Genomic DNA, 25,926 nt, shown 5'->3' with positions numbered 1-25,926 from the left:
GCAAAGTATGATATAGTTTGTACTAGTTAATGAGTGTGGCAAAAAGAGGTTCCCACGATGCAAGATCCTGCATTATCACCTGAAGAGAATGAGCACTGGCTAAGATTTGTAGAGTTATTACAACATGCTTTTGAGCAAGATGTGCAATTTCCTATTTTACAACTTTTAATGACACCTGATGAACGTAGTGCTTTGGCAACCCGAGTTCGCATTGTGCAAGAGTTAATGCGAGGGGATTTAAGTCAGCGTGAGTTAAAAGAAGAGCTAGGCGTTGGCATTGCCACCATCACTAGAGGCTCTAATAGTTTAAAAACAGCGCCACATGATGTGAAATTATGGCTTGAAAAAGAGCTAATGACGAAAAAATAGTCGCGTTGTTACTCTCTAGACTAGAATAATAAAAAGCCATTTAATTATTTGATTAAATGGCTTTTTTTGTTTCTTTTTTATCTAACAACAAACTTATCTAGAAGCTGGGTTATCTAAAAAAACGCATTAGATTAATTATTAATCTTCTTTTTGATTGAGTTCTTTATAGATATCATGAGTGACTGGTACTAATGCCAGCACTAATGCTTGTTGATACACAGAAGTACGACTGAGTAGGCCATCAGTAAAATAACCAATCGCACCGCCACGCTGTTTAATGTTGTCAATTTTTGTTAAGAAAGCCATTTCATCGCCAAGCTCACGACCTTCACGGATCCCTTTTAAGATCTGTTCTGGTAGCATAAGGCTTGCTGAGCGTGATTCTCCACGAATTTGACCATGTTCGACAACAATCCAAGCAAAGGTCATATCATCTTCTATACCGGCTTCGACGCCAACCCAAAAATCAGCTTCAGGGCGAACTTGACGAGCCGCCATCACACGTTGACGTGCGCCAGTTCTCGTTTCTGTATTTCCGATAGGTTGCTGTGGAACACGACTATCGACATTAATATCTTCAATATCAAAGGTATCTTTACCGAATACTTGCTCAAAGGCGAGTTTTATCGCGTTGATTTTTGCTGGATTCGTAGTGGCTGCAATGACATGATACATAATGAATTAATCATCCTTTGAAAAATTAGAGCAGTATAACGGAAAAAATGTATGTTACAGGTCTATCTTGTTCGCCACGGTGAAACTGAATGGAACGTGGCGAGACGTATTCAAGGGCAATCTGATAGCCCACTAACAGCGAATGGTGTGCGTCAAGCACAGCAAGTTGCTGAAAAAGTAAAATCAGCAGGCATTACCCACATTATCTCAAGCGATCTTGGCCGTACTCGTCAAACGGCAGAAATCATTGCACAAGCTTGTGGCTGTGAAGTGATAACTGACCCACGTTTACGTGAACTCAATATGGGCGTTCTTGAACAGCGAGAGATCGCAACATTAAAGACACAAGAAGAGGCTTGGCGCAAGAGTTTGATTGATGGTACACCTGATGGACGAATTCCCCAAGGAGAATCAATGGCAGAATTAGCAAGTCGTATGCAGGCTGCGCTAAATCAATGTCTTGATTTACCCGCAAATAGCCGCCCACTCTTAGTCAGTCATGGTATTGCTTTAGGGTGCTTACTGAGTACGGTATTAGGATTACCTGCATATGCAGAACGCCGTTTAAGACTGCGTAATTGCTCAATTTCACGCGTTGATTATCAAAATAGCCCTTGGCTTGCTAATGGTTGGGTGATTGAAACAGCGGGTGATGTGAGTCATCTTACTGATACTGCATTAGATGAAGTTCAGCGCTAAAAAATAAAAGCTCTCTTTCTCATATTACAAAGAGAGCTTTTTCTTATGCGGTTACATCTTCGCGTTTAATTGGAATGTAATATTCAAAACGTTCGATATGATCTTGTGGCTCAGTCACCATCTCATTGCTGTAACTCACATTTTTAAGATAGTATTTTTCAACGTCATAGCCTTTACGGCGCGTTAATCCCATATTAGGTAAGCAGACACCATAAATTAGGAATAAAAATTCCTGCATTGCACCACGTTTTGCCTCACCTTCAAAATCAAAGCGAATGTAATCACCGCCAGCAAGAGAGACTTCATTTGCTGCATCATCATCGATAAACGTTGCATAATCTGGCTCAACGGCAGTTGTGTAAAGCACACGTTGTTCGTCTTCATGCTCATCGCTATGTTGTGCGTGGTGAAGCCCATAAACTTGATGAGGGACAGCGCTTATCTTGCTCATGTAGTAACGCCAGAAGGTTTGGCGCATGTTAGAGCAGGCTTCAGCCCATTGCTCAAGGGTGTGGCTACAAGTTTGCTCAATACCAATTAATTTCTTCTCAGATAGCGTTACAAATTCCCATTTAGGTAAATTTTGAGGATCTAAGGTAATTGGTGGACAAATTCCTACCGCACACCATTCATCAGTACGACGATAAAGTGCGGGTGTTCTATCAAATTGCTTTTTAAAAGCGCGGGTAAAAGTCTGTTGAGAATCAAAACGATATTGCAAAGCAATGTCTAAAATAGGGCGGCTCGTTAAACGTAATGCAACGGCTGCACGAGATAGACGCCTTGAACGAATATAAGAACCAATCGCTTGTCCTGTAACTTCTTTAAACATGCGTTGTAGATGCCACTTGGAGTAACCCGCTTTGGTTGCGACATTATCGAGGGATAATGGCTTGTCTAGGTTATTATCAAGCCAAGCGAGCAAATCACGTATGATGTTGGTTTGATCCATACATCTCCCTTAGTCATATTCGTTTGTTTATTGCAGTAGAAGTAGATGGTAAAGAGCCTGAACATCTATAACAAGTTATATTGTTAGACAATCGTAAAATATAGTCTTTTTCATCGACTAATGTACACAAATTCTTCTATCAGTTAGTAATAGATTGTTTTATTCTAGACAAAACTATTTTCTCATCTTTTCAATGGAACTAGGTAAATATGTTAAATTTCAAAAAGATGCTAGCAATATCTATATTACTCCCTTTTTCTTTGATGGCAAAAGCAGAAGAAATTGGCTACGTGGATACGGTATTTAAGTTTTTTGGCGCTAACCATAAAATTGTGATTGAAGCATTTGATGATCCTGAAGTTAAAAATGTCACATGTTATTTAAGCCGAGCAAAAACTGGGGGCATTTCAGGGAGTTTAGGTCTTGCTGAAGATACTGCTGATGCGGCTATCTCTTGCCAGCAAGTAGGGCCTATTGAACTAAGCGAAAAGGTTATTAAAGGGAAAAATAATGGTGATGTTGTTTTCCAGAAAAGAACATCATTAGTATTTAAAAAGCTTCAAGTTGTACGTTTTTACGATAAACAGCGCCATGCTTTAGTTTATCTGACTTACTCAGATAAAGTCATTGATGGTTCGCCAAAAAATGCGATTAGTGCAGTACCTATTATGCCGTGGAAAGAGTGATTTTTATTTACTAGAGAAATTAATGGTTAATAAAATTAATACGAATAAGGTTTAAAATTTTTTTAAAAAAGAAGTTATATTTTTTATCAAAATAGTTGCTGAGATCAATTTTCACTATTTGTGATTTTATTAATCCTTCTTTAGATAAAAGAAACCCCCGAATGGTAATTCGGGGGTTTTTGTTAAGAAAGTGTTTGAGATAGAATCAAAATCACTCGTCTAAATCACCACAGAAGCGATAACCTTCACCATGAATTGTTGCAATGATTTCTGGTGTATCTGGTGTTGACTCAAAATGCTTACGAATACGACGGATAGTTACGTCAACCGTACGATCATGAGGTTTCAGTTCACGGCCTGTCATTTTCTTCAGTAATTCTGCACGAGTTTGGATTTTTCCTGGATTCTCGCAGAAATGTAGCATCGCACGAAATTCACTGCGTGGTAATTTATATTGTTCACCAGCAGGGCTGATTAGTGAGCGACTGTTAATATCAAGCTCCCAACCATTGAATTTATAGCTTTCCACTAAACGGCGTTCTTCTGTGCCATTAACTAAATTCATGGTACGTGACAGTAAGTTACGTGCACGAATCGTTAATTCACGAGGGTTAAATGGTTTAGTAATGTAATCATCGGCACCAATTTCTAGGCCTAAGATTTTATCAACTTCATTATCACGACCGGTCAGGAACATTAATGCAACACTTGCCTGTTCACGTAATTCACGAGCAAGTAACAGCCCGTTTTTACCAGGAAGGTTAATGTCCATAATGACCAGATTAATATCATGATCAGATAGAACATTGTGCATTTCGTTGCCATCAGTGGCTTCGTGTACGATATACCCTTCAGCTTCGAATATGCTTTTCAGGGTATTACGAGTAACAACTTCGTCTTCAACAATCAGAATGTGCGGGGTTTGCATATTTGCTACCTAAAATTACCAAAAATAGAAAAAGGAAATCTGTGTTTAACTTCTGTGTGCGCTTGTGTGGTTATTCATTTTTGTTATTAGCACGTAAAAACTAGACCCAGATTGAAATTCGATAAATAACCATCACGTTATTACAAAACTTGCAATTTTAATCGACAATGAACGCTAAAATCAGAATGCAAAACGCCCATAGTCTATTAACAGCAATATAACACCAGTTGTATTAAATACCATCTAAAAAGCTAACTTTTGTTGACACATATCAAAATCAAGATAACAGCTTAACCTTGATTTCAATAGTTAACTATATAATTTGATTTATGTAATGTAAAAGAAAAATATATGTTAAATATAGTGGGGGTTTATTTTTTTTCCAGTTTTGTTACACAATTTAAAGTAGCATAAAATACCTTATTCCTAATAAAAGTACAAATCCCCAAATAACTCTAAAATAGTAGCTTTATTTTCTTTGTTTATCCCTTTGTGATAGCAATATCTATACTACAATAGGAGTAAGGATCGAATAAATTTTATTTAAGTTGAGTTTATTTTTTGGTGCAAAAAAAGAAAAAATTTGACATCTCTCTCGCTTTGCTTTAACCAGTATATAGTCAAACTAAATTTGAGACAGACAGGATAGTTATGCGTATTTACAGCCCAGCTAAAATGACAATTATTACCACCACCACCGGAATCTTATATTGCGGGGCGGGCTGTCGCATATAAAAAACGAAAATCGAAAAAGCCCGCATTGAGAAATGCGGGTTTTTTTTTGGGTGAAAAATCAGGAGAGCTGTATGCGAGTGTTAAAATTTGGGGGAACTTCAGTTGCCAACGCAGAGCGTGTGCTGAATGTTGCTGATATCGCTGAGAAAAAAAGAGAGCAAGGACAAGTCGCTCTTGTATTATCAGCACCAGCCAAGATAACTAACTACTTGGTTGCAATGATTGAAAAAACGGCAGAAGGCGAAGATCCTCTCACTCAAGTACGAGAAGCCGAGCAAATTTTTGCCAACTTATTACAAGGTTTAAGAGAAAAACAACCTGGTTTTGACTATGAGCGCTTAAAAGATAAAGTTGAGCGTGAATTTGCAGAGATCAAACATATCCTTCATGGGATCTCTTTATTAGGCCAATGTCCTGATAGCATCAATGCAGCGATGATTTGTCGTGGTGAAAAGCTCTCTATCGCTATAATGGGATCCGTTTTGCAGGCTCGTGGCTATAATGTCACTGTGATCGATCCGGTCAAAAATTTACTCGCACAAGGTCATTATTTAGAATCAACAGTTGATATTCCTGAGTCTACTCGCCGCATCTTAGAACTCAATATCGCAAAAGACGATATGATTTTAATGGCAGGTTTTACTGCGGGTAATGAAAAGAATGAACTCGTGGTATTAGGTCGTAATGGTTCAGACTACTCTGCTGCTGTGTTAGCCGCTTGCTTACGTGCAGAGTGTTGTGAAATTTGGACTGATGTTGACGGTGTTTATACTTGTGATCCTCGTTTAGTTCCTGATGCACGTCTGTTAAAAGGCATGTCTTATCAAGAAGCGATGGAACTCTCTTACTTCGGCGCTAAAGTACTTCATCCTCGCACTATTGCTCCAATCGCCCAATTCCAAATTCCTTGTTTAATAAAAAACACAGGCAACCCAGATGCGCCAGGTACATTAATTGGTGATGGTCAAAAAGATGATAGTACACCAGTTAAAGGGATCACCAACCTTAATAATATGGCGATGATCAACGTATCAGGCCCTGGTATGAAAGGTATGGTGGGGATGGCCGCTCGAGTGTTCTCTGTTATGTCAAGAGCGGGTATTTCTGTTGTTCTGATTACACAATCTTCTTCTGAATACAGCATCAGCTTTTGTGTACCGCAAAAAGAACTTATTAGAGCGCAAAAAGCCTTATCAGATGAATTTTATTTAGAATTAAAAGACGGTGTACTTGATCCATTAGATATCATGGAAAACGTCGCTATCATCTCCGTTGTAGGTGATGGTATGCGTACTTTAAAAGGGATCTCAGCGCGTTTCTTCTCTGCTTTAACCCGTGGCAATATCAATATCGTTGCGATTGCTCAAGGCTCTTCAGAGCGCTCTATTTCTGCCGTTATTGCGAATGATTCTGCAACTAACGCGGTGCGTTTATGCCATCAAATGCTTTTCAACACTAATCAAATTGTTGAAGTCTTTATTGTCGGTGTTGGTGGTGTTGGCAACGCATTAATTGAACAAATCCATCGCCAGCAAGCATGGTTGAAAAATAAGCATATCGATCTTCGTGTATGTGGTATTGCTAACTCAAGAGCCATGCTGACAGATATGCAAGGTATTGATTTAGATAATTGGCAACAAGAACTTAAAGAAGCCAAAGAGCCTTTTAGCTTTAGTCAGCTTATTCGTTTAGAAAAAGAGTACCACTTCTTAAATCCAGTGATCGTTGATTGCACATCAAACGAAGAAATTGCGCGACAATACGCAAATTTCTTACAAAATGGCTTTAACGTGGTTACACCAAACAAAAAAGCGAATACGCTGTCGATGGACTATTACTACCAAATTCGACAAGCAGCGGAAGCTTCACGCCGTAAGTTCTTGTATGACACTAACGTTGGCGCAGGTTTACCGGTTATTGAAAACTTACAAAACTTGCTCAATGCGGGCGATGAGTTAGTTCAATTTAATGGTATTCTTTCAGGCTCCTTGTCATACATTTTTGGTCAACTAGATGAAGGTAAAAGCTTATCTGAAGCGACTCTTTCAGCAAAAGATAAAGGTTTTACAGAGCCTGATCCTCGAGATGATCTTTCTGGTATGGATGTTGCGCGTAAACTGCTTATTTTAGCGCGTGAAGCGGGTTATAAATTAGAACTCAGTGATATCGATGTAGAGCCTGTGCTGCCTGTTTCATTTGATAGCTCAGGTGATGTAGTCAGCTTCTTAAACCGTTTACCTCAAGTTGATGTTGAATTTGATGCAAAAGTCGAAGAAGCACAAAAAGCAGGTAAGGTATTACGTTATGTTGGCATCATCAATGAAGGAAAATGCCAAGTTAAAATAATGGCAGTTGATGCAAATGATCCTCTGTTTAAAGTGAAAAATGGTGAAAATGCTTTAGCCTTTTACACTCGCTACTATCAACCTATTCCATTGGTATTACGTGGATATGGTGCTGGTAATGATGTTACTGCTGCTGGGGTGTTTGCAGATGTATTACGTACCTTATCATGGAAATTGGGAGTTTAAGCGTGGTTAAAGTTTATGCACCGGCATCAATCGGCAACGTGAGTGTCGGATTTGATGTCCTTGGCGCGGCAGTTTCACCTATTGATGGGCAATTATTGGGTGATTGTGTCACCGTTGAAGCGGCTTCGGCATTTACACTTGAAAGTAAAGGGCACTTTGTTAGCAAATTACCTTCAGATCCTAAGCAAAACATTGTGTATCAATGTTGGCAGTTATTTTGTGAAAAATTAGGCAAAGAACTTTCTGTTGCAATGACGCTTGAGAAAAATATGCCAATTGGTTCTGGTTTAGGATCAAGTGCTTGTTCTGTTGTTGCAGCATTGGTTGCACTTAATGAATTTGCCCAAAAGCCTTTTGGTGAGAGACAATTGCTGCTGATGATGGGGGAGCTTGAAGGTCGTATTTCAGGTAGTGTGCACTATGATAATGTTGCACCTTGTTATTTAGGTGGGTTACAACTTATTTTGGAACAAAATGGCACTATTTGTCAGTCTGTACCAACATTTGATGATTGGTATTGGGTTATGGCATATCCGGGAATTAAAGTTTCTACGGCAGAAGCTAGAGCGATTTTACCAAAACAATACTCTAAAGCAGACATCATTAACCACGGTCGTTATTTATCGGGTTTTATTCATGCTTGCCATACTCAGCAATCAGGACTAGCCGCTAATTTGATGCAAGATGTGATTGCAGAGCCTTATCGTACCCAACTTCTTCCGGGGTTTGAAAAAGCCAGAGAGGCTTCGCAGAAGAAAGGTGCATTAGCTTGTGGTATTTCCGGCTCAGGCCCTACCATTTTTACGATTAGTGATTCATTAGAAATCGCACAAGAGATGGCCGAATGGCTGAAACAAAACTATGTACAAAACAGTGAAGGCTTTGTACATATCTGCCGTATAGATACGCGTGGCGCAAGACAGATAGGATAAGTCATGAAATTATATAATTTGAAAGATAATCAAGAGCAAGTCAGTTTTGCTCAAGCAGTAAAACAAGGTTTGGGTAAACAACAAGGGCTCTTTTTTCCACAAGACTTACCTTCGTTTTCTAAAGCTGAAATTGATGAATTATTAGCACTTGATTTTGCAACACGTAGTAGCCGTATTTTAACAGCCTTTATTGGTGATGAAATTCCTGCTGATGTATTAGAAAAACGTATTAGCACCGCATTTGCATTTCCTGCACCGGTAACCCAAGTTGAAGATGATGTAAGTTGTTTAGAGCTTTTCCACGGCCCGACACTGGCATTTAAAGACTTTGGTGGTCGTTTTATGGCGCAAATGTTGTCAGAAGTTGCTGGCAACCAACCTGTTACTATTTTAACAGCAACATCAGGTGATACAGGCGCTGCTGTAGCTCATGCTTTCTACAAATTAGAAAATGTACAAGTTGTTATTCTTTATCCTGAAGGCAAAATTAGCCCGTTACAGGAAAAACTGTTCTGTACATTAGGTGAAAACATTCACACTGTTGCAATTAAAGATGATTTTGATGCTTGCCAGTCATTAGTGAAACAGGCTTTTGATGATGAGTTCTTAAAGAAAACAATGTATTTGAACTCAGCGAACTCCATTAATATCAGTCGTTTGCTTGCTCAAATTTGTTATTATTTTGAGGCCGTTGCTCAAATTCCTGCGGAAAAACATGAGCAACTAGTGATTTCAGTACCAAGTGGTAACTTTGGTGATCTAACGGCGGGTTTACTCGCTAAATCTCTGGGATTACCTGTAAAACGCTTTATTGCGGCAACAAACGTAAATGACACCGTTCCTCGCTATTTAGATAATGGTAAATGGGAACCTCATCGCACTGTGGCGACGCTTTCTAATGCGATGGATGTTAGCCAACCTAATAACTGGCCACGTATTGAAGAATTGTATCGTCGTAAAGGTTGGGATCTTTCTGATCTTGCTCATGGTTCAGTGAGTGATGAAACAACAGAAGAAACGGTGCGTGAACTCGCGAAGAAAGGCTATATTTCAGAGCCTCATGCCGCGGTTGCTTACCGTTTACTGCGTGATGAGCTGAAAGAGGGCGAATATGGTCTGTTCTTGGGGACAGCCCATCCCGCGAAATTTAAGGAGAGTGTAGAGCGTATTTTAGGGGGGGAGTTGCCATTACCTAAAGAGCTAGCCGAGCGTGCAGATAAAGAATTACTTTCGCACTTCTTACCTGCTGATTTTGCGCAGTTACGTGATTTTTTATTAGAACGAGCGCCTAAATAAAAATTAATAATTTTGAAATAATTAATTTCTAATTTAATTAATTATTTATCCTGAAAAAAGCCCAACATAATGTTGGGCTTTTTTTATGAGCTAAATTTTAAAAATAGGAAAATAAGGATTTAAAAGAGTGGATTTGAATTATATATTTTCTTTTTAGAAGAATATATCTATTCAACAAAAAGGAATGAAATATGAATGGATTCAGAAAGTTAATTTTTAAAGATGATATAAATAGAATTGCATTAATAATAGAAAATCATATAAAAGAGCATAGCGCAGAATTATTCTGTAAATTTGAATCAGTAAAAAGGGTATTAACTGAAAATTACACTTCTATCCTTATTTCTAAAAATGAATATGAAGCAAATGAATTTCTTAGAAGAATAGAAAATAATTTTTCACTCTATAATAAAAATGAATTTACTAAAAGTATTGATTTTGTCAGAGTAAAAATCAATTTAAGTATAGAGAATCTATTTTTAAATAGTGCTAAATTAACAGCTAGAGAGCCGATTAAAATAAAAAAAGAACGTATGAACACTCTTCTTTTTCAGCATTCTTCGGGAACTTATTATGTAGAATTGGAGAACAAAAAACTTATTTTAGAAATAGATAATGAAAATGATATATTTAAAATAATTGATTTTGAAGGTGAATCCGTTTTTTTTTATAGCAAAGGTGATTTGATTAATAGTATAGAAAATACAATTAAAAAAAATAATAATAACGATTTTTTATATTATCGTAATTATAATAAAAAAGAGTATTCTAATTATTTTAATTTAAATGAATATTGGAATGTAAGTAATAACGATATAATAAATGAAATTATTATTGATATAAAAATAAAAAAACAGATAGATATTGACTCACGTTTTTCTATTGAGCTTAATGAAAGCTTCTCCTATAAAAATATTTTTATTATACGGGATAAGATAGAAAAAACCGAGAAAGTATTACATATCTATACTGATGATATAGAAGAGGCGTTTACGATTGCGAAATATAAATATAGCCAGATACTCGAAAATGGAGAGCATCTAATTTACAAAGTGGGTACTGGCTGGTTTACGACCAAAATAAAAAATAATATAGTAAAGCGGTTTTCACAATCTGAGGATCTACTTAAGCCACTTGAAAAAATAATGAGTCGAATTAATCTTATTACTTCAAAAGAAACTAATTATGATTTTAGTCATGTCCAATCACTTACTGGATTATGCTATGGTTTGAGTTTGAGTTATTTATTAGAGATTAGAAATAGTGGATTAGAAGGGGGGCATAAATATTTATTTTGGCTAAAAGAAAATATTTCTTCTTATCAAAATGAAAAGGAAATTATACTAAATAAATTAGACTCTATTTTATTTAATAATATACAAGAGTATGAAGTATTAAATTTAATGAAAGAAGTAAAAAATATTATTTTTGCTCAATATTTTCAAATGGAAAGGTTATGTAATAAAGTTCAATACTTTGTTTTTGATTCGTTAAAGTCGGTTCAATATAATGAAGTATTAAATAAAAAAGGGTTGGGGAAATCAAATATTCATCATATTGGTTTTAGTCAAGAAGAAGTCAGTCATCATATAGATCGAATTATACAGGGATATAATGATTATTATGCCATTATTGCATTCAAAGATCATGTTATAGCCATTGCATATAAAAAATATTCTGAAAACAATTACAAGTTTACATTATTTGATTCAAATAGTGAGTTACTCGAGTTTTCTGATCCTTTAGCTATAAAAGAAGTATTGGCAAGCAAAATGGATTTCTATGGAGCTCATGAAATAGAAGGTAAAAAATATATTACTTTTGATGAGTATAAAAAAACGGATTCATTAAATTATAGAAGTGTGTGGAATAATGATGATGTTGATATCAATAAAGGCATTGCTGAAAGTATAAAGAAAATAGGTTTTTCATTACCTTTTAGCGAGGGTGTTACAGGACGTGTTATTCATTATAGTGAACAGCGAGATCTTATTCTCCAGCTTAAAAAAGAGAATGTTTTAATAGAAGTTGTTGTAAAAAATTCATATGTTGATGAGGGTATTTACTTAGTTAAGCATCATATTAATGATATTCTTGGAAATAATCAGGCAAGTAAGATTATTTTGAATAAAAATGATGATAATAGTATTGATATTGATGTGGTCGAATTCAATAATTTCCAAGAGATCAAAAAAAGAAATGGATATGTTGAATTTAATGATATTTATTACAGGGATTTAATTGAAATAAATAGCTATTTAGTTAAAGGAAATAAATCAAAAGAATTAAAAGAAATCGTTTCTTTAATAGATATATTAAATGGAAATATCTATTTTGATAAATTAACGGCTAGTTTTTCTCTAATTAATAAAATAAATTTATTTAATTATAATAAGAATGTCTCACTTATTGGAATTTTAAATAAGGTTAAAAATAAGTTAGAAGATAAATTGTTTTACGATAGATTGATTTATGGAAAAGAAAAATTAATTTCACTTGCTGAAAAAAATAGTTTAGTGGCTGCAAAGCTTTATCAATTAATGGTGAATGAAATTAATGATGGTTCTCATGGTGTTAGTAATTTTATTTATAATCAAATTATAGAGAGTCCCTATTTATTATTGGATAAAAATAGAAATACTGATATTGAGGGATACGATTACACTATTGAGTTTAAAAATAACTACCAATATTTAATTGAGATAATTGAACACATTGATATCCCTGAATTAAAAAACACATTTCTGATAGAGGATAATAATAAACTACATTTAAAAGAGAACTATCAAAAACTATCAAAATATAGGGATAATGAAGATATAAATAAACTACTCAATTTAATTGAAATTGAAATAGATGTTAAAAAAGGTAATAATTTAAGCTCTTATCATGATTTATACTTTGATTACTTTAGAAATAATCAATTTTCAAATAGAATGATCGTCCATGAAATAAATCAGTTAGAAACTTACTTTAATAATAATTATTGTGAAAGAAATTATGGTTATCATCCAAACAATTTTTATATTAATGAAGAAAATATTCATATTCTTTTTGATAAATCATTTAATCAAAATAGAAATAAAATAGATTGTAGTTATTTATTATTTGACGATAATAAAGATAACTTTAATTTCTTATTTGATGATAAGAATTTATTTAATGGGAGGAATATTGATAACATTATTATAGATAGTATAGATGCTTACTATCAAGATGATATAATAATTTATTTTTATAATGGTGTTAAAAGTGAGGGTTTAAGTATTTACTTAAATGATAAACCAGAAATAAGCGATTTTCTTGATTATTTTTTAAAAAATAAAATAAGAATTATTGCAACAGGAAATGAAGAGGATAGTTTTTTTCAGCAAGATTTTATTAGACAAAAAAATGATGTTGAAAAATTACATAATATTATTTTAGAAAATCAATTTTTTAATGAAAAAACGATTGTTTTTGCTAAAAAAGAAAAATTATTGAGTTATCAATCGGGTGATTTTTTTATTGAGGGTATTGCTCAACGATTAAATATGCCGATCTACCAGATTATTGATAATAAGGTTTCTCTTTTAATAGACAACATTATTGTTAAGCCACTTATTGAGAGACAATATATCGATAAACCTTTACTTGCCAGTGTGGTATCAAACAATGTAATTATATCTGAGGCGGAGTTTGATGATTTTATATCTATTTCAATAGAAGAAAAAATCAGTATTGAAAATAAAAATCACACTAAAGAGATCTATCAATTACTTTCTAACCTGTATCCTAACTATCGAGATAATGAAGAATTTAAATTAGGTTATAATAAAGATATTAAAACGGTTATTTTTGATTGTTCAGATAATATAACAATATCTGATGTTCTAGATTATATTAAACTAAATCATTACAATCTTAATATTTATCAAATTGGAACTATTATTAATAAAGTCGATCACCTTAGTGCTGAACAGCATAGGAAAATATTAAAGGAACTTAGTCAAAAAATTATCAGTAATGATATTTCAATAAGTACCGCATGCAGAAAATATCTATATGAGCTATCTTCTTTTTTTAAAACTTCAGATGAAAATAATATAGAAAAAAAATTAACACAAGTAATACATGATCCATTAGTTAATAAAAAATTCAATCAATATTTGATGAGCGAAATGACATATCAACAATGGCTATCATTGGACTCATTGTCAGAAGAAAAATTGACATTAACAAAAAAAACAAATCAAGCAATAGAAATTATTCATGCAGTTTATGACAATCCAACATTAATTAAAAAATTAAGCTTACTTTCAAAAAATCTTCTGACTACATTTTTTGATAAAAACAAAAAAGGCATTTTATATCGAGTATTGCTAGACAATATATCAACATTTGAAAACTATAAAAAAATAATAAACAAACTTCAAAATATCATTTTTATGACTCGCAATAAAATGATACTTGAATCATCATCACCAGAAATAGCATTAAAGAAAGCAAGTGATTTAAATTCGTCAGATATTTTAGATGTGAAAGATAAGATCTTTGATTATAAAAATAAAGAGATAATAAAAATAAATGATTTCTTTTTTGATAAAAGTTTATTAGTCAGTTTAGGTGCTAAGGTAAGTGGAAAAAATATCGATGACATTGATCTCAGTAAGATAGAAAAATGGGACTTAAAATTAACATTTGATCCTTATCACCTTAATGATTATTTTCTATCAATATCAGGTAGTGAAAAGGATAAAAAAGTCATCTCTTTGTTTCGTTATTTATTAAATAATAAAGAAGAGAAAATTAAATATCTCCTTTCTAATGATGTAAATAGAATCGACTATCTTGCTGCATCTGAACGATTAACTAAAATGATTAAGCTAGGAAATAAAGGCTACAGTGATAAAGATTGGAATTTATTAAGAAATGCATCATTAACACTTCCTCGACATATGAAAATAATTAGTAAAATTGATTACGCTAATATTACTTATGGTATGTGGCAGTCAATTAATTCCACTTTTATGCTTGCTGAACAACTAAATAACCCATTGTTATCGCCTAAAGAGCGAAAAGAGATCATTAATAACTTAGCTATTATGTGGTCTGAGATGGCTTACAATGGTCTTTCTGAATTGATTGAAATTACATTAGCTAAAGGATTGCTAAAATATCGTCATAATCCACTTGAATATGTAAGTAAGATAAGTACAAAAGTAGGGATTGGACTTAATGTTCTTTCTATCGGATTTGATATTTATAATGCTTATGATAATTTTAGCCGAATTTCTGGTGAAAATAATGAAAAAAGGAAAATTGATTATATTGTTAATGGTTCCTTTGCTGTTGTATCTGGGTTGGTTACGCTAGGAGTTTCTATTGCAATGCTTGCAGGTTCAACGATTGCAGGCCCTATTGGTATTGTGGCGGGTGCAGTTATTGCACTTGCAACATCGATTTATAATGCAGCAAGGCTTATTGAAGAAGCAAAGATAAAGGTAAATTTTACGCCATCAGAAGAACTTAATAATGGTTTTTATGCCTTTTTAATGGGGGATTTACTGCCAAATAAAAAGAATGAAATCATCTATTTAGAAACAGAAACACAATTAGAAGAGATGATTGACAAAAATGCAGTCAATTATCTTGATGAGATAAAAAAACAAAATCATCAGAGCCGTTATTTTTATACAAATGAAAAACAGGTTTACCAAGAATATTATTATTATAAAGTCATACCAAACTTAATGGGAAAAACATTAGATTCAATTTTAAATCCATTAGGAGAATATGTTGCTCAACGGATATCTCAAAATATGAGCCAAGAAGTAGCTGAAAAAATAGCTGCACTTTCTTATCATCTTCGCTCAGAAAAAACAGAATATAAGTATTATCTTCCTAAAGAAGCAATAGCAACCCATGAGACACTGATTTTTGATGTTGATTTTTATGTTAATGAATTGAATCGCTATATAATGGATATTATTTCCGATGATGATTCTCCCATTTTTGATAATATGGTAGATAGCGATTTTTTAAAAAATATAAGAACAAATAGAGAAAATATAATTAATGTATTAGGTGTGGAAAATTTATCGGAAAGTTTAATAAAAGCTAATCAGTATGAAAAATATTATTTCTCAGATTGGAATGAGAATGAAAAATTCTATTTTAATACCTATCATGGTAATGATGTTATTGCAGCACCTGTAATTACTCAAAATACCTTTGATATTTATAATGGTACTAAACGATTAAGTGGAGGCGAAAAAAATGATATGTTCAATTTGTTTTCCTCTGAATCGCCACTTTATGCGAGTCGTTTTTATGGCAGAGAGGGAAATGACACACTTCGTATTATAAAAATAACAAACAAATATACGGGATATGAGGTTAGTTTATCTAATAACTATGTTAAATTCAGACAATCAGAAGAACAAACAAACAGTCAAAATTTTCATTCAAAGCTATTTCTTTATCAAGAGAATGGGCGTTTGTATTCAAAGCAATTAGTTGATTCTATGCCTAATATTGTCTTACAAGATCAAAATGTGATTGCCTATTTAGACAGTATTGAGAACGTAATTGGTAGCGAGGCTGGTGATGATATTATTTATGGTAACCAAGAGAATAATTATTTAGATGGTGCTGGCGGTACCGATTTATTATATGGGTTAGGAGGAAATGATACTCTGGTTTTACGAGAAGGTTATGCTGAAGGGGGGGAGGGAAATGATAGCTATGTTATTTTAAGATCTTCTTTAGAAAAAAATTATAATATTCAATTTCAAACAATTATTAATGAAGTGAGTCATATCGAGTCTAGTATTGTGCAATTAAACTATCATTTTGATGAAATTGCTGCTATTTCTCGTCAAGAAAAAGATATTATTTTTGATATAAAAGTAAATGATGGAAATGAAAATAATGAATTAATTTATCACTCTATAAAATTAAAAAATGTTTATGATGATTCTGTAAATAATACGCTTTCACATTGTTATACGTTAATAACTCAAGATGGTTTTTTACTCACGTTGGATGAAAATACTAAAGATAAAATATTATACAAATTTAGTTATTTAGAACAATATAATAAATCAAAACTCATTATTAAAGACTTTTATATTAATGAGATTGAAAAATTAATTATTACGGCTTTTAAAAGTAAGAGTAGAAATATAAAATTATTGCCTGAATTTGAATACAGTGGTTTCTTATCTGGAACAAATTTACGACTTGGTATTCACGGGAATAACCAAAATAATAATTATTTGGGTATTGATTCTAACTCATACATTAAATTGAGTCAGGGCAATGACAACTATCAAATAAAAACATTTTTAACAAAAAATAAGAATGAAAGAGTGAATATTTTACTGTCTGACTATATTGATAAACTAACTGATGATAATGTGAGCCATTTCTTTTTAACAGATATAAGTGGTTTTGATTTGACATTTAAAGATGGTCTTTTATCTCATCGCTATCTTCCAGATGATTATTTAACGCTATCTTTCGATCCAACGCTATTAAATAAAATTGTCGATACAAACGTGACTATTCGATTAATAGATAAAGATAATGTTGTTTTTACACTTCCTACAAAAGAGAACCAACAACATTTATTAACACCAATGACGGATCTAAATTTTACTATTAGTGCAGGAAATGATGTGCTTATGATCCCTGAATCACTGACCTTAAATAAAGAGGCATTATCGACTTATTCACTTGATTCACCTTACTCTTTGTTAAGATCTATTTTAATGACTCAACAGAAACCACACAATCAATCAATTGAACACTTGCCTATTCTCGAGTTAATGGCAGGTGATGATATCGTCGTTAATCATAATAAATGTAGCTCGGTGATTGATGGCGGAGAGGGCGATGATCATATTGTGGTTAATCACGGACATCATATTTTAATTGCGGGAGAGGGGAACGATAATCTCAGTGCAGGAAGTGGAAATGATCTTTTGATCTCTGAATCAGGTCTTGATTATTTAAGTGGTGGGAGTGGTAGTAATATTTATATCGTGAACAAGCGTTATGGTGAAGTCACTATTTATGATGAAGGCGAAAATAGCCAACTTTTTATTTCAGGATTATCTGAACATGATGAACTCATTTCTTCTCAAGTGGGTGACGATTGGCAGTATAGAACAGAAGATGGTCAATTTATTTTAACTCTAAAAACAAAAGAAAATCAGACGAATAGCTCGGTTACAATTATCAAAACAGAAAACACACTTTCAATGCAATCCCTTGCTTCGATTATTCAAGAAATGGCGCAATTTAATGAACAACAATTGACAACAATGCAAGGTAGTGAATTTATTCCATCTCCAACATGGTCACCATTATCACTAGTGGCAAAACATTTGTGAGCCTCAATATAAAAAAACAGCACTGATTTTAGTGCTGTTTTTATTGATAGCTAATAGTTAATATTTTTATTTCGCCAGTGATTCTGCACGTTTAAATACGAGAGTGTTACCCTCTGATTCTGCTGAGTTAAATTGATAACCTTCAAGATTAAATTCTTTCAGTTGTGCTTTATTAGTTAGTTTTTCTTGAATAATAAAGCGACTCATTAATCCACGGGCTTTTTTAGCGTAGAAGCTGATAACTTTATATTTGCCATTTTTTTCATCAAGGAAAACAGGTTTAATAATATCAGCATTGAGTTTTTTCGGGTTGACCGATTTAAAATATTCATCAGACGCTAAATTGATTAAAACATTATCACCTTGTTCTTCAAGTGCTTTGTTTAGCGCTTCTGTAATGGTATTTCCCCAAAATTGGTATAAATCGCTTCCTTTTTTATTTTTTAGCTTTATTCCCATTTCAAGACGATAAGGTTGCATTAAATCAAGAGGGCGCAGTACGCCATATAAGCCAGAAAGCATACGTAAATGTTGTTGTGCAAATTGAAAATCATCTTCAGAAAAAAGCTCTGCTTGCATTCCGGTATAAACATCACCTTTAAATGCCAAAATAGCTTGGCGTGCATTTTCTGGTGTGAAATTAGGTTGCCATTCACCAAAACGAGCGGCATTTAATCCCGCGAGTTTATCACTTATTTTCATTAAGCTTGCGATATCGCTCGATGACAATTTTCGACATTCTTCGATAAGTTGTTGGGAATATTTTAGCAATTCAGGTTGGGTGAAGTGCGTTGTTGCTAAAGGCGATTCGAAATCCAGTGTTTTAGCTGGTGAAATGGTGATTAGCATAATTCCCTCGATACGTTATTTTAATGTTGACCAAATATAGCAAATTCTTTCGATTAAAGACTAAATTATAGTAATAGGAAAAAACAATGGTTTCTCTTATTTGTCGTAAAACTCGACGATTTAAACGATTCAGCCTGTGATTTTCTTCTGTTTTTTTCCGCTTTTGTTTTGCGAAAACGTTTGGCATTCAAATAATTGCTTTGTATGAATCTAAGCGTCTTGTAGTGTGAGCAGTCCATGTTATTATCAATAGATATCCGCAGGTGACTGCAAACAGATTTACCTAGTAGATGAGATAAACAAAATGACCAACAAATTGACTTCTTTGCGTAAGCTGACAACTGTTGTTGCTGACACTGGTGACATTGCAGCAATGAAACTGTATCAGCCACAAGATGCAACTACCAACCCATCTTTAATTTTAAATGCAGCTCAAATTCCTGAATATCGTAAATTAATTGATGAAGCGATTGAATGGGCTCGTTCACAAAGCGATTCTCGTGAACAACAAATTGTTGATGCTTGCGACAAACTGGCAGTGAATATCGGTTTAGAAATTTTAAAACTGATCCCAGGTCGTATTTCAACAGAAGTTGATGCACGTCTTTCTTACGACACACAAGCATGTATCGAAAAAGCACGTCATTTAATAAAACTTTATAATGATGCAGGTATCAGTAACGACCGTATTCTTATCAAATTAGCATCTACTTGGCAGGGGATCCGTGCCGCAGAGCAATTAGAAAAAGAAGGTATCAACTGTAACCTGACTTTACTGTTCTCTTTCGCTCAAGCGCGTGCATGTGCTGAAGCAGGTGTTTACCTGATTTCTCCATTTGTTGGTCGTATCATGGATTGGTATAAAGCCAATACAGATAAAAAAGAATTTGCTCCAGCTGAAGATCCAGGTGTGATTTCTGTTACTGAAATCTATAACTATTACAAACAACACGGTTATAACACTGTTGTTATGGGCGCAAGCTTCCGTAATATGGGTGAGATTTTAGAATTAGCAGGTTGTGACCGTTTAACTATTGCACCAGCACTGTTAAAAGAATTATCAGAAGCTGAAGGTGAAGTTGAACATAAATTATCTTACAAAGGTGAAGTGAAAGCGCGTCCAGAAGCTATCACTGAAGCTCAATTCTATTGGGAGCACAACGCTGACCCAATGGCAGTAGATAAATTATCTGACGGTATTCGCAAATTTGCTGTCGATCAGGAAAAATTAGAGAAAATGATTGCGGATTTATTATAATTCGTCGTTAAATTCTTATAAAAATCTTAAATACCCATCTTATACAGGTGGGTATTTTCATTTTTTGCTTTTCAAAATAACATTTAAGTAAATTTTAAGATTAAATTGATTGGAATATATTATTTATCCAGTAATAATTATAAAAATATATTATTAAAATACTCTATTTATTATTGGTGAATTATGAAAAAGATTGTCTTGGCAACGGTACTTGCATCGTTATTTTTTAGTGGCGCTGCAATGGCAGAAAGTAAAACGGCTTTCTCTTTACCTGCAATTGAAAAAAGTGCTGAAAGTGGAAATGCAGCATCTCAGTATCAATTGGGTGTGAAATATGAGAATGGTGAAGGTGTTGAGCAAGACTCACAAAAAGCACTAGAGTGGTATACCAAAGCGGCAGAACAAGGCCATGCTGAAGCACAGTTAAATTTAGCACTTATGTATGACATGAGTGATGATATTGACCGTGATGCAGAAAAAGCGGTTTATTGGTATAACAAAGCGGCTGTTCAAGGTGTCTCTTTAGCCCAATACAATCTTGCGGTTTCTTACGATGATGGTGATGGCGTAGCGCAAGATCATGAGAAAGCAGTGTATTGGTATACTAAAGCGGGTGAGCAAGGTGATAGTGATGCTCAATACAACCTTGGGATCTCTTATGATGAAGGTATCGGTGTAGCACAAGACCATGAAGCAGCGGTTGTTTGGTATACAAAAGCAGCAGAGCAAGGTCATGCAGACGCACAATATAACCTTGCTGTCTCTTATGATGATGGTGAAGGTGTAGAACGTAACGGCACTAAAGCGGTTTTCTGGTATACCAAAGCAGCAAACCAAGGTAATCGTGATGCGCAAAATAACTTAGGCGTAATGTACGATGAAGGCGACGGTGTCGCTAAAGATGCACGTAAAGCCGTTGAATGGTATAGAAAATCAGCTATACAAGGTAATGGTTTGGCACAAAATAACTTAGCTTTAAACTATTATTACGGTAAAGGCGTTAAACGCGATCTGAAAGAAGCTTATGCATGGTTCTCTGTTGCTGTTGAAAATGGTGATGGTGATGAAGCTATGCTAAAACGTACTGCTCGCGCATTAAATGCAGCACAATTAGCCGAAGCGAAAAAATTAGCAGCATCTTATATTACTAAATATATTGATGAGTAATATTAATTAATATTATTCAAGATTAAAGAGGGGGAGCTTATGCTCCCTTTTTTATTTTTAGCTAAAGCCAAATAAAAATAGATTATTATCATTTCTTTATTATCTATTCTCAATAATCAAATTTTAAATATCAATAATATATTGAGATTCTTTTTAATTCTCTTGTGTTCTCATGGTAATATCTGCGCGCAAGTTAGACGGTGATTGATTAATAGAGGTTTGATATGAACGAATTACGCATAGGGTTAGTTTCTGTTTCTGATCGCGCATCAAGTGGGATTTATGAAGATAAAGGCTTACCCGCTTTAGAAGCTTGGCTAAAGGCTGCATTAACAACGCCTTTTCATATCGAATCACGTTTAATTCCTGACGAACAACTCATGATTGAGCAAACACTGTGTGAGCTAGTTGATGAAGTCGGCTGTCATTTAGTGTTAACAACAGGGGGAACTGGCCCTGCTCGTCGTGACGTTACTCCTGATGCTACGTTGGCTATCGCAGACAGAGAAATGCCAGGTTTTGGCGAGCAGATGCGTCAAATTAGTCTGAAGTTTGTACCCACAGCTATTTTATCTCGCCAAGTTGGTGTTATTCGTAACCAAGCGTTAATTCTAAATTTACCAGGACAACCTAAGGCTATTGCAGAAACATTAGAAGGGTTAAAAGATAACGACGGTAATGTGATTGTTAGCGGTATTTTCGCTAGTGTACCGTACTGCATTCAACTGCTTGATGGTCCTTATGTCGAAACTAATGAAGCTATTGTTGCTGCTTTTAGACCTAAATCAGCCCGCCGTTCCACTTCAGCATAAATAATGTAAGAGGTTATTTTTGTCACCAAACTTCTGGCTAGGAAAAGCTTTGACTAAGTTTGGATAACGCAAAAGTAACCCTATATTTATTTGATATTTTTATTATAAAAGTTAAAAAACATTATTTTTCAAATAGTTATTCTCTTATTCTAAGCATGGTCTTAAAAATACACTTTAGATAAGTCATAATGTTATTTGTGAATGATGTAACGCAATGAAAAATAACAAGTTTTAATTCTCGTTTTATTCTCAGACACAAAATTTTCGCATTTTTTGCATTTTTTTTCATTATTCCCCTTGATGAATGTATTTATGACCCCATCTTCTTTTTCAACTGCAATTACCACTATTGAGTTGCGTTGATTTTGTATCCGCTTGGAGATGATGTTGTTTAGTCTATTAATTTATGACTTGAAAAATGAATATTCATCCTCATATAGATTGGTAATCAAATTGATAAAGAATTCTCTTTGGAGGCGTTTAAATGGGTAAAATTATTGGTATTGACCTGGGTACAACTAACTCTTGTGTTGCTGTAATGGATGGCAAAGCTGCCCGGGTTATTGAAAACGCAGAAGGCGATCGTACTACTCCTTCAATCGTTGCTTATGCACAAGATGGTGAAATCTTAGTTGGTCAACCTGCAAAACGTCAGGCTGTGACTAACCCACAAAATACTTTGTTTGCCATCAAACGTTTAATTGGTCGTCGTTTTGAGGATGCCGAAGTTCAACGTGACGTTGCTATCATGCCTTACAAAATTGTAAAAGCAGATAACGGTGATGCTTGGGTTGAAGCACGTAACGAAAAAATGGCTCCACCACAAGTTTCTGCTGAAGTCCTGAAAAAAATGAAGAAAACAGCAGAAGACTATTTAGGTGAAGCAGTTACTGAAGCTGTTATTACTGTTCCTGCTTACTTTAACGATGCTCAACGTCAAGCAACTAAAGATGCTGGTCGTATCGCTGGTCTTGAAGTTAAACGTATTATTAACGAACCAACAGCGGCTGCTCTGGCTTACGGCTTAGATCGTGAAGTGGGTAACCGTACTATCGCAGTTTACGACTTAGGTGGTGGTACATTCGATATCTCTATCATCGAAATCGATGAAGTTGATGGCGAAAAAACCTATGAAGTTCTGTCAACCAATGGTGATACTCACTTAGGTGGTGAAGACTTCGATAGCCGTTTAATTAACTATTTAGTTGATGAATTTAAGAAAGAACAAGGCATTGATCTACGTAACGATCCATTAGCAATGCAACGTCTGAAAGAAGCAGCAGAAAAAGCGAAAATCGAATTATCTTCTGCACAACAAACAGATGTTAACTTGCCATACGTTACAGCTGATGCGACTGGTCCTAAACACTTAAATATCAAAGTCACTCGTGCAAAACTGGAATCTTTAGTTGAAGATTTAGTTAAACGTTCAATGGAACCAGTACGTGTTGCATTAGAAGATGCAGGCCTGAAAGTTAGCGAAGTTAGCGACGTTATTCTGGTTGGTGGTCAAACTCGTATGCCAATGGTTCAAAAAACCGTTGCTGATTTCTTCGGTAAAGAGCCACGTAAAGACGTTAACCCAGATGAAGCTGTTGCAATGGGTGCGGCTGTTCAAGGTGGTGTGTTAGCGGGTGATGTTAAAGACGTTCTGTTACTTGACGTAACACCACTGTCTTTAGGTATCGAAACAATGGGGGGTGTAATGACTTCCCTGATTGCGAAAAATACCACAATTCCAACTAAACATAGCCAAGTGTTCTCTACCGCAGAAGATAACCAATCTGCTGTAACTATTCACGTATTACAAGGTGAACGTAAACGTGCAAGTGATAACAAATCACTGGGTCAGTTTAACTTAGATGGTATTCAAGCTGCGCCACGCGGTATGCCACAAATCGAAGTTACTTTTGACATCGATGCTGATGGTATCTTGCATGTATCAGCGAAAGATAAAAACAGTGGTCGTGAGCAAAACATCACAATCAAAGCTTCTTCAGGTTTAAATGAAGATGAAATCCAAAAAATGGTTCGTGATGCAGAAGCAAACGCAGAAGCTGACCGTAAGTTTGAAGAATTAGTACAAACTCGTAACCAAGCTGACCAATTAGTTCACGGTACACGTAAACAAATTGAAGAAGCGGGTGATAAATTACCAGCGAACGATAAAGAAGCTATCGAAAAAGCGGTAAGCGAGTTAGAAATCGCTTCTAAAGGCGAAGATAAAGACACTATTGAAGCAAAAATTAAAGCATTAGTTGAAGCTTCTGAAAAACTGCTAGAAATCGCACAACAACAAGCTCAAGCAGGCGCCGCAGGTAATGCGACGGGTGCTGATGCAAGTGCGAAGAAAGATGACGATGTTGTCGATGCAGAATTTGAAGAAGTTGACGGCAAAGACAAGAAATAATGCCCTTAACGGGCCGCGGTAACTCACCTGTGAATAGTTACTGATACCGAACACGGGCGTCGAGGAAACTCAACGCCCGTGTGCTTATGTCAAGGGTAATCTAGAATGGCGAAAAGAGATTTTTACGAAGTACTCGGTTTAAGTAAAACTGCCGACGAAAAAGAAATTAAACGCGCATATAAGCGTTTAGCAATGAAATATCACCCAGACCGTAATCAAGGTGATAAAGAGTCAGAAGCAAAATTCAAAGAAATCAAAGAAGCCTATGAGATCTTAAGTGATGCTCAAAAACGTGCTGCTTATGATCAATATGGTCATGCTGCGTTTGAACAGGGTGGATTTGGTGGTCAAGGTGGCGGCGGCTTCGGCGGTGGTGCTGACTTTGGTGATATCTTTGGTGATGTATTTGGCGATATTTTTGGCGGTGGTCGTCGTCAACAACGTGCAGCACGTGGTTCTGACTTACAATACAACATGGATCTAACGCTTGAAGAAGCGGTTCGTGGCGTCACTAAAGAAATTCGTATACCAACACTGGAAACATGTGACAAATGCCATGGTAGCGGTGCTAAAGAAGGCACATCAGCAGAAACCTGTTCTACTTGTCATGGCGCTGGTCAGGTTCATTTACGTCAAGGTTTCTTCACTGTACAGCAAGCATGTCCAACTTGTCATGGTCGCGGTAAAGTGATCAAAGAGCCTTGCTCTAAATGTCATGGTGATGGTCGTGTTGAACGCTCTAAAACGCTGTCTGTCAAAATTCCAGCCGGTGTTGATACTGGTGACCGTATTCGCTTAAGTGGTGAAGGTGAAGCAGGTGAAAACGGCGCGCCAGCAGGCGATTTATACGTACAGGTTCATGTTCGCCAACATCATATTTTTGAACGTGATGGCAATAATCTTTACTGTGAAGTCCCTATTAACTTCGCCATTGCTGCTTTAGGTGGCGAGATTGAAGTCCCAACACTTGATGGCCGTGTGAAACTTAAAATTCCAGCAGAAACACAAACTGGAAAAATGTTCCGCATGAAAGGCAAGGGCGTTAAATCAGTACGCAGTAGTAGTATTGGTGACTTAATGTGTCGCGTTGTGGTTGAAACACCCGTCAAACTGAATGAGAAACAAAAAGAGTTAATGCAACAACTGGGTGAATCATTCGGTGGCAAGAGTGGTGAGAAAAATACCCCTCGTTCTAAAAGCTTCTTAGATGGTGTGAAAAAATTCTTTGATGATTTAACCAAATAATTTT

The 25,926-nt window shown here is 35.0% G+C and carries 16 protein-coding genes; 12 read left to right on the top strand and 4 right to left on the bottom strand.

Annotated features, from left to right (window positions below; all coding sequences use genetic code 11):
- Window positions 1-57 precede the first annotated feature (57 nt).
- On the top strand, window positions 58-369 hold the full coding sequence (gene trpR / locus ACNARN_RS05390; protein ID WP_036911763.1) for a trp operon repressor: 312 nt from the start codon (window positions 58-60) through the stop codon (window positions 367-369).
- Between the two features lie 138 nt (window positions 370-507).
- Here trpR and yjjX read toward each other — a convergent pair whose 3' ends face one another.
- Window positions 508-1,044, bottom strand: coding sequence for an inosine/xanthosine triphosphatase (yjjX, locus tag ACNARN_RS05385; RefSeq protein WP_023580954.1), 537 nt, complete (start codon window positions 1,042-1,044; stop codon window positions 508-510).
- A 51-nt stretch (window positions 1,045-1,095) separates the two neighbouring features.
- Here yjjX and gpmB point away from each other — a divergent pair, with 51 nt between their 5' ends.
- Window positions 1,096-1,743: a 2,3-diphosphoglycerate-dependent phosphoglycerate mutase GpmB gene (gpmB, locus tag ACNARN_RS05380; protein WP_109371869.1), complete on the top strand. Its 648-nt coding sequence runs from the start codon at window positions 1,096-1,098 to the stop codon at window positions 1,741-1,743.
- Between the two features lie 43 nt (window positions 1,744-1,786).
- Here gpmB and robA read toward each other — a convergent pair whose 3' ends face one another.
- On the bottom strand, window positions 1,787-2,695 hold the full coding sequence (robA, locus tag ACNARN_RS05375) for an MDR efflux pump AcrAB transcriptional activator RobA (RefSeq protein WP_198619302.1): 909 nt from the start codon (window positions 2,693-2,695) through the stop codon (window positions 1,787-1,789).
- A gap of 227 nt (window positions 2,696-2,922) precedes the next feature.
- Between robA and creA the strand changes: the two genes are divergently transcribed.
- On the top strand, window positions 2,923-3,381 hold the full coding sequence (creA, locus tag ACNARN_RS05370; protein WP_198619446.1) for a protein CreA: 459 nt from the start codon (window positions 2,923-2,925) through the stop codon (window positions 3,379-3,381).
- A gap of 211 nt (window positions 3,382-3,592) precedes the next feature.
- Here the strand turns inward: creA and arcA are convergent, their stop codons facing one another.
- Window positions 3,593-4,309 carry a two-component system response regulator ArcA gene (gene arcA, locus ACNARN_RS05365; RefSeq protein WP_006535263.1) on the bottom strand — a complete coding sequence of 239 codons (717 nt, stop codon included), beginning with the start codon at window positions 4,307-4,309 and terminating at the stop codon, window positions 3,593-3,595.
- An 806-nt stretch (window positions 4,310-5,115) separates the two neighbouring features.
- On the opposite strand from arcA, the gene thrA reads away from it, so the two are divergent.
- The 4 genes from thrA (at window position 5,116) to ACNARN_RS05345 (ending at window position 18,181) form a co-directional block, all read left to right on the top strand.
- Window positions 5,116-7,575 carry a bifunctional aspartate kinase/homoserine dehydrogenase I gene (gene thrA / locus ACNARN_RS05360; protein ID WP_416303721.1) on the top strand — a complete coding sequence of 820 codons (2,460 nt, stop codon included), beginning with the start codon at window positions 5,116-5,118 and terminating at the stop codon, window positions 7,573-7,575.
- Complete coding sequence (gene thrB / locus ACNARN_RS05355; protein WP_198619304.1) at window positions 7,557-8,507, top strand: homoserine kinase; 951 nt, start codon at window positions 7,557-7,559, stop codon at window positions 8,505-8,507. Before thrA ends, thrB begins: the two co-directional genes overlap by 19 nt.
- A gap of 3 nt (window positions 8,508-8,510) precedes the next feature.
- Window positions 8,511-9,803, top strand: a complete 1,293-nt coding sequence (thrC, locus tag ACNARN_RS05350; RefSeq protein ID WP_198632072.1) for a threonine synthase — start codon at window positions 8,511-8,513, stop codon at window positions 9,801-9,803.
- A gap of 191 nt (window positions 9,804-9,994) precedes the next feature.
- Window positions 9,995-18,181 carry an RTX toxin gene (locus ACNARN_RS05345; protein WP_416304219.1) on the top strand — a complete coding sequence of 2,729 codons (8,187 nt, stop codon included), beginning with the start codon at window positions 9,995-9,997 and terminating at the stop codon, window positions 18,179-18,181.
- Between the two features lie 66 nt (window positions 18,182-18,247).
- On the opposite strand, the gene yaaA is transcribed toward ACNARN_RS05345, so the two are convergent.
- Entirely contained in the window at window positions 18,248-19,030 is a 783-nt protein-coding gene (yaaA, locus tag ACNARN_RS05340; protein ID WP_198619307.1) for a peroxide stress protein YaaA, read from the bottom strand.
- A 304-nt stretch (window positions 19,031-19,334) separates the two neighbouring features.
- Here yaaA and tal point away from each other — a divergent pair, with 304 nt between their 5' ends.
- The 5 genes from tal to dnaJ all read left to right on the top strand — a co-directional run bounded on the left by tal (window position 19,335) and on the right by dnaJ (window position 25,922).
- Window positions 19,335-20,288, top strand: a complete 954-nt coding sequence (gene tal, locus ACNARN_RS05335) for a transaldolase (RefSeq protein WP_198619308.1) — start codon at window positions 19,335-19,337, stop codon at window positions 20,286-20,288.
- A gap of 183 nt (window positions 20,289-20,471) precedes the next feature.
- Window positions 20,472-21,455, top strand: a complete 984-nt coding sequence (locus tag ACNARN_RS05330; protein ID WP_109371853.1) for a tetratricopeptide repeat protein — start codon at window positions 20,472-20,474, stop codon at window positions 21,453-21,455.
- A gap of 224 nt (window positions 21,456-21,679) precedes the next feature.
- A complete protein-coding gene (gene mog, locus ACNARN_RS05325) occupies window positions 21,680-22,267 on the top strand; it encodes a molybdopterin adenylyltransferase (RefSeq protein ID WP_109371851.1) in 588 nt (195 codons plus the stop codon).
- Window positions 22,268-22,751: 484 nt separating this feature from the next.
- A complete protein-coding gene (dnaK, locus tag ACNARN_RS05320) occupies window positions 22,752-24,677 on the top strand; it encodes a molecular chaperone DnaK (protein ID WP_198619310.1) in 1,926 nt (641 codons plus the stop codon).
- A 105-nt stretch (window positions 24,678-24,782) separates the two neighbouring features.
- Entirely contained in the window at window positions 24,783-25,922 is a 1,140-nt protein-coding gene (gene dnaJ / locus ACNARN_RS05315; protein ID WP_196532347.1) for a molecular chaperone DnaJ, read from the top strand.
- Window positions 25,923-25,926 lie beyond the last annotated feature (4 nt).

Source organism: Proteus sp. TSJ240517, assembly GCF_047921575.1.
Classification (GTDB): domain Bacteria; phylum Pseudomonadota; class Gammaproteobacteria; order Enterobacterales; family Enterobacteriaceae; genus Proteus.
Note: the sequence above shows the minus strand (reverse complement) of the source record. Positions and strands in the feature narration are given on the sequence as shown.

What these genes read in the sequence shown, in the direction of transcription:
- trpR (WP_036911763.1), top strand. Translation starts at nt 58, where the DNA reads ATGCAAGATCCTGCATTATCACCTGAAGAGAATGAGCACTGGCTAAGA.
- yjjX (WP_023580954.1), bottom strand. Translation starts at nt 1,044, where the DNA reads ATGTATCATGTCATTGCAGCCACTACGAATCCAGCAAAAATCAACGCG.
- gpmB (WP_109371869.1), top strand. Translation starts at nt 1,096, where the DNA reads ATGTTACAGGTCTATCTTGTTCGCCACGGTGAAACTGAATGGAACGTG.
- robA (WP_198619302.1), bottom strand. Translation starts at nt 2,695, where the DNA reads ATGGATCAAACCAACATCATACGTGATTTGCTCGCTTGGCTTGATAAT.
- creA (WP_198619446.1), top strand. Translation starts at nt 2,923, where the DNA reads ATGCTAGCAATATCTATATTACTCCCTTTTTCTTTGATGGCAAAAGCA.
- arcA (WP_006535263.1), bottom strand. Translation starts at nt 4,309, where the DNA reads ATGCAAACCCCGCACATTCTGATTGTTGAAGACGAAGTTGTTACTCGT.
- thrA (WP_416303721.1), top strand. Translation starts at nt 5,116, where the DNA reads ATGCGAGTGTTAAAATTTGGGGGAACTTCAGTTGCCAACGCAGAGCGT.
- thrB (WP_198619304.1), top strand. Translation starts at nt 7,557, where the DNA reads ATGGAAATTGGGAGTTTAAGCGTGGTTAAAGTTTATGCACCGGCATCA.
- thrC (WP_198632072.1), top strand. Translation starts at nt 8,511, where the DNA reads ATGAAATTATATAATTTGAAAGATAATCAAGAGCAAGTCAGTTTTGCT.
- ACNARN_RS05345 (WP_416304219.1), top strand. Translation starts at nt 9,995, where the DNA reads ATGAATGGATTCAGAAAGTTAATTTTTAAAGATGATATAAATAGAATT.
- yaaA (WP_198619307.1), bottom strand. Translation starts at nt 19,030, where the DNA reads ATGCTAATCACCATTTCACCAGCTAAAACACTGGATTTCGAATCGCCT.
- tal (WP_198619308.1), top strand. Translation starts at nt 19,335, where the DNA reads ATGACCAACAAATTGACTTCTTTGCGTAAGCTGACAACTGTTGTTGCT.
- ACNARN_RS05330 (WP_109371853.1), top strand. Translation starts at nt 20,472, where the DNA reads ATGAAAAAGATTGTCTTGGCAACGGTACTTGCATCGTTATTTTTTAGT.
- mog (WP_109371851.1), top strand. Translation starts at nt 21,680, where the DNA reads ATGAACGAATTACGCATAGGGTTAGTTTCTGTTTCTGATCGCGCATCA.
- dnaK (WP_198619310.1), top strand. Translation starts at nt 22,752, where the DNA reads ATGGGTAAAATTATTGGTATTGACCTGGGTACAACTAACTCTTGTGTT.
- dnaJ (WP_196532347.1), top strand. Translation starts at nt 24,783, where the DNA reads ATGGCGAAAAGAGATTTTTACGAAGTACTCGGTTTAAGTAAAACTGCC.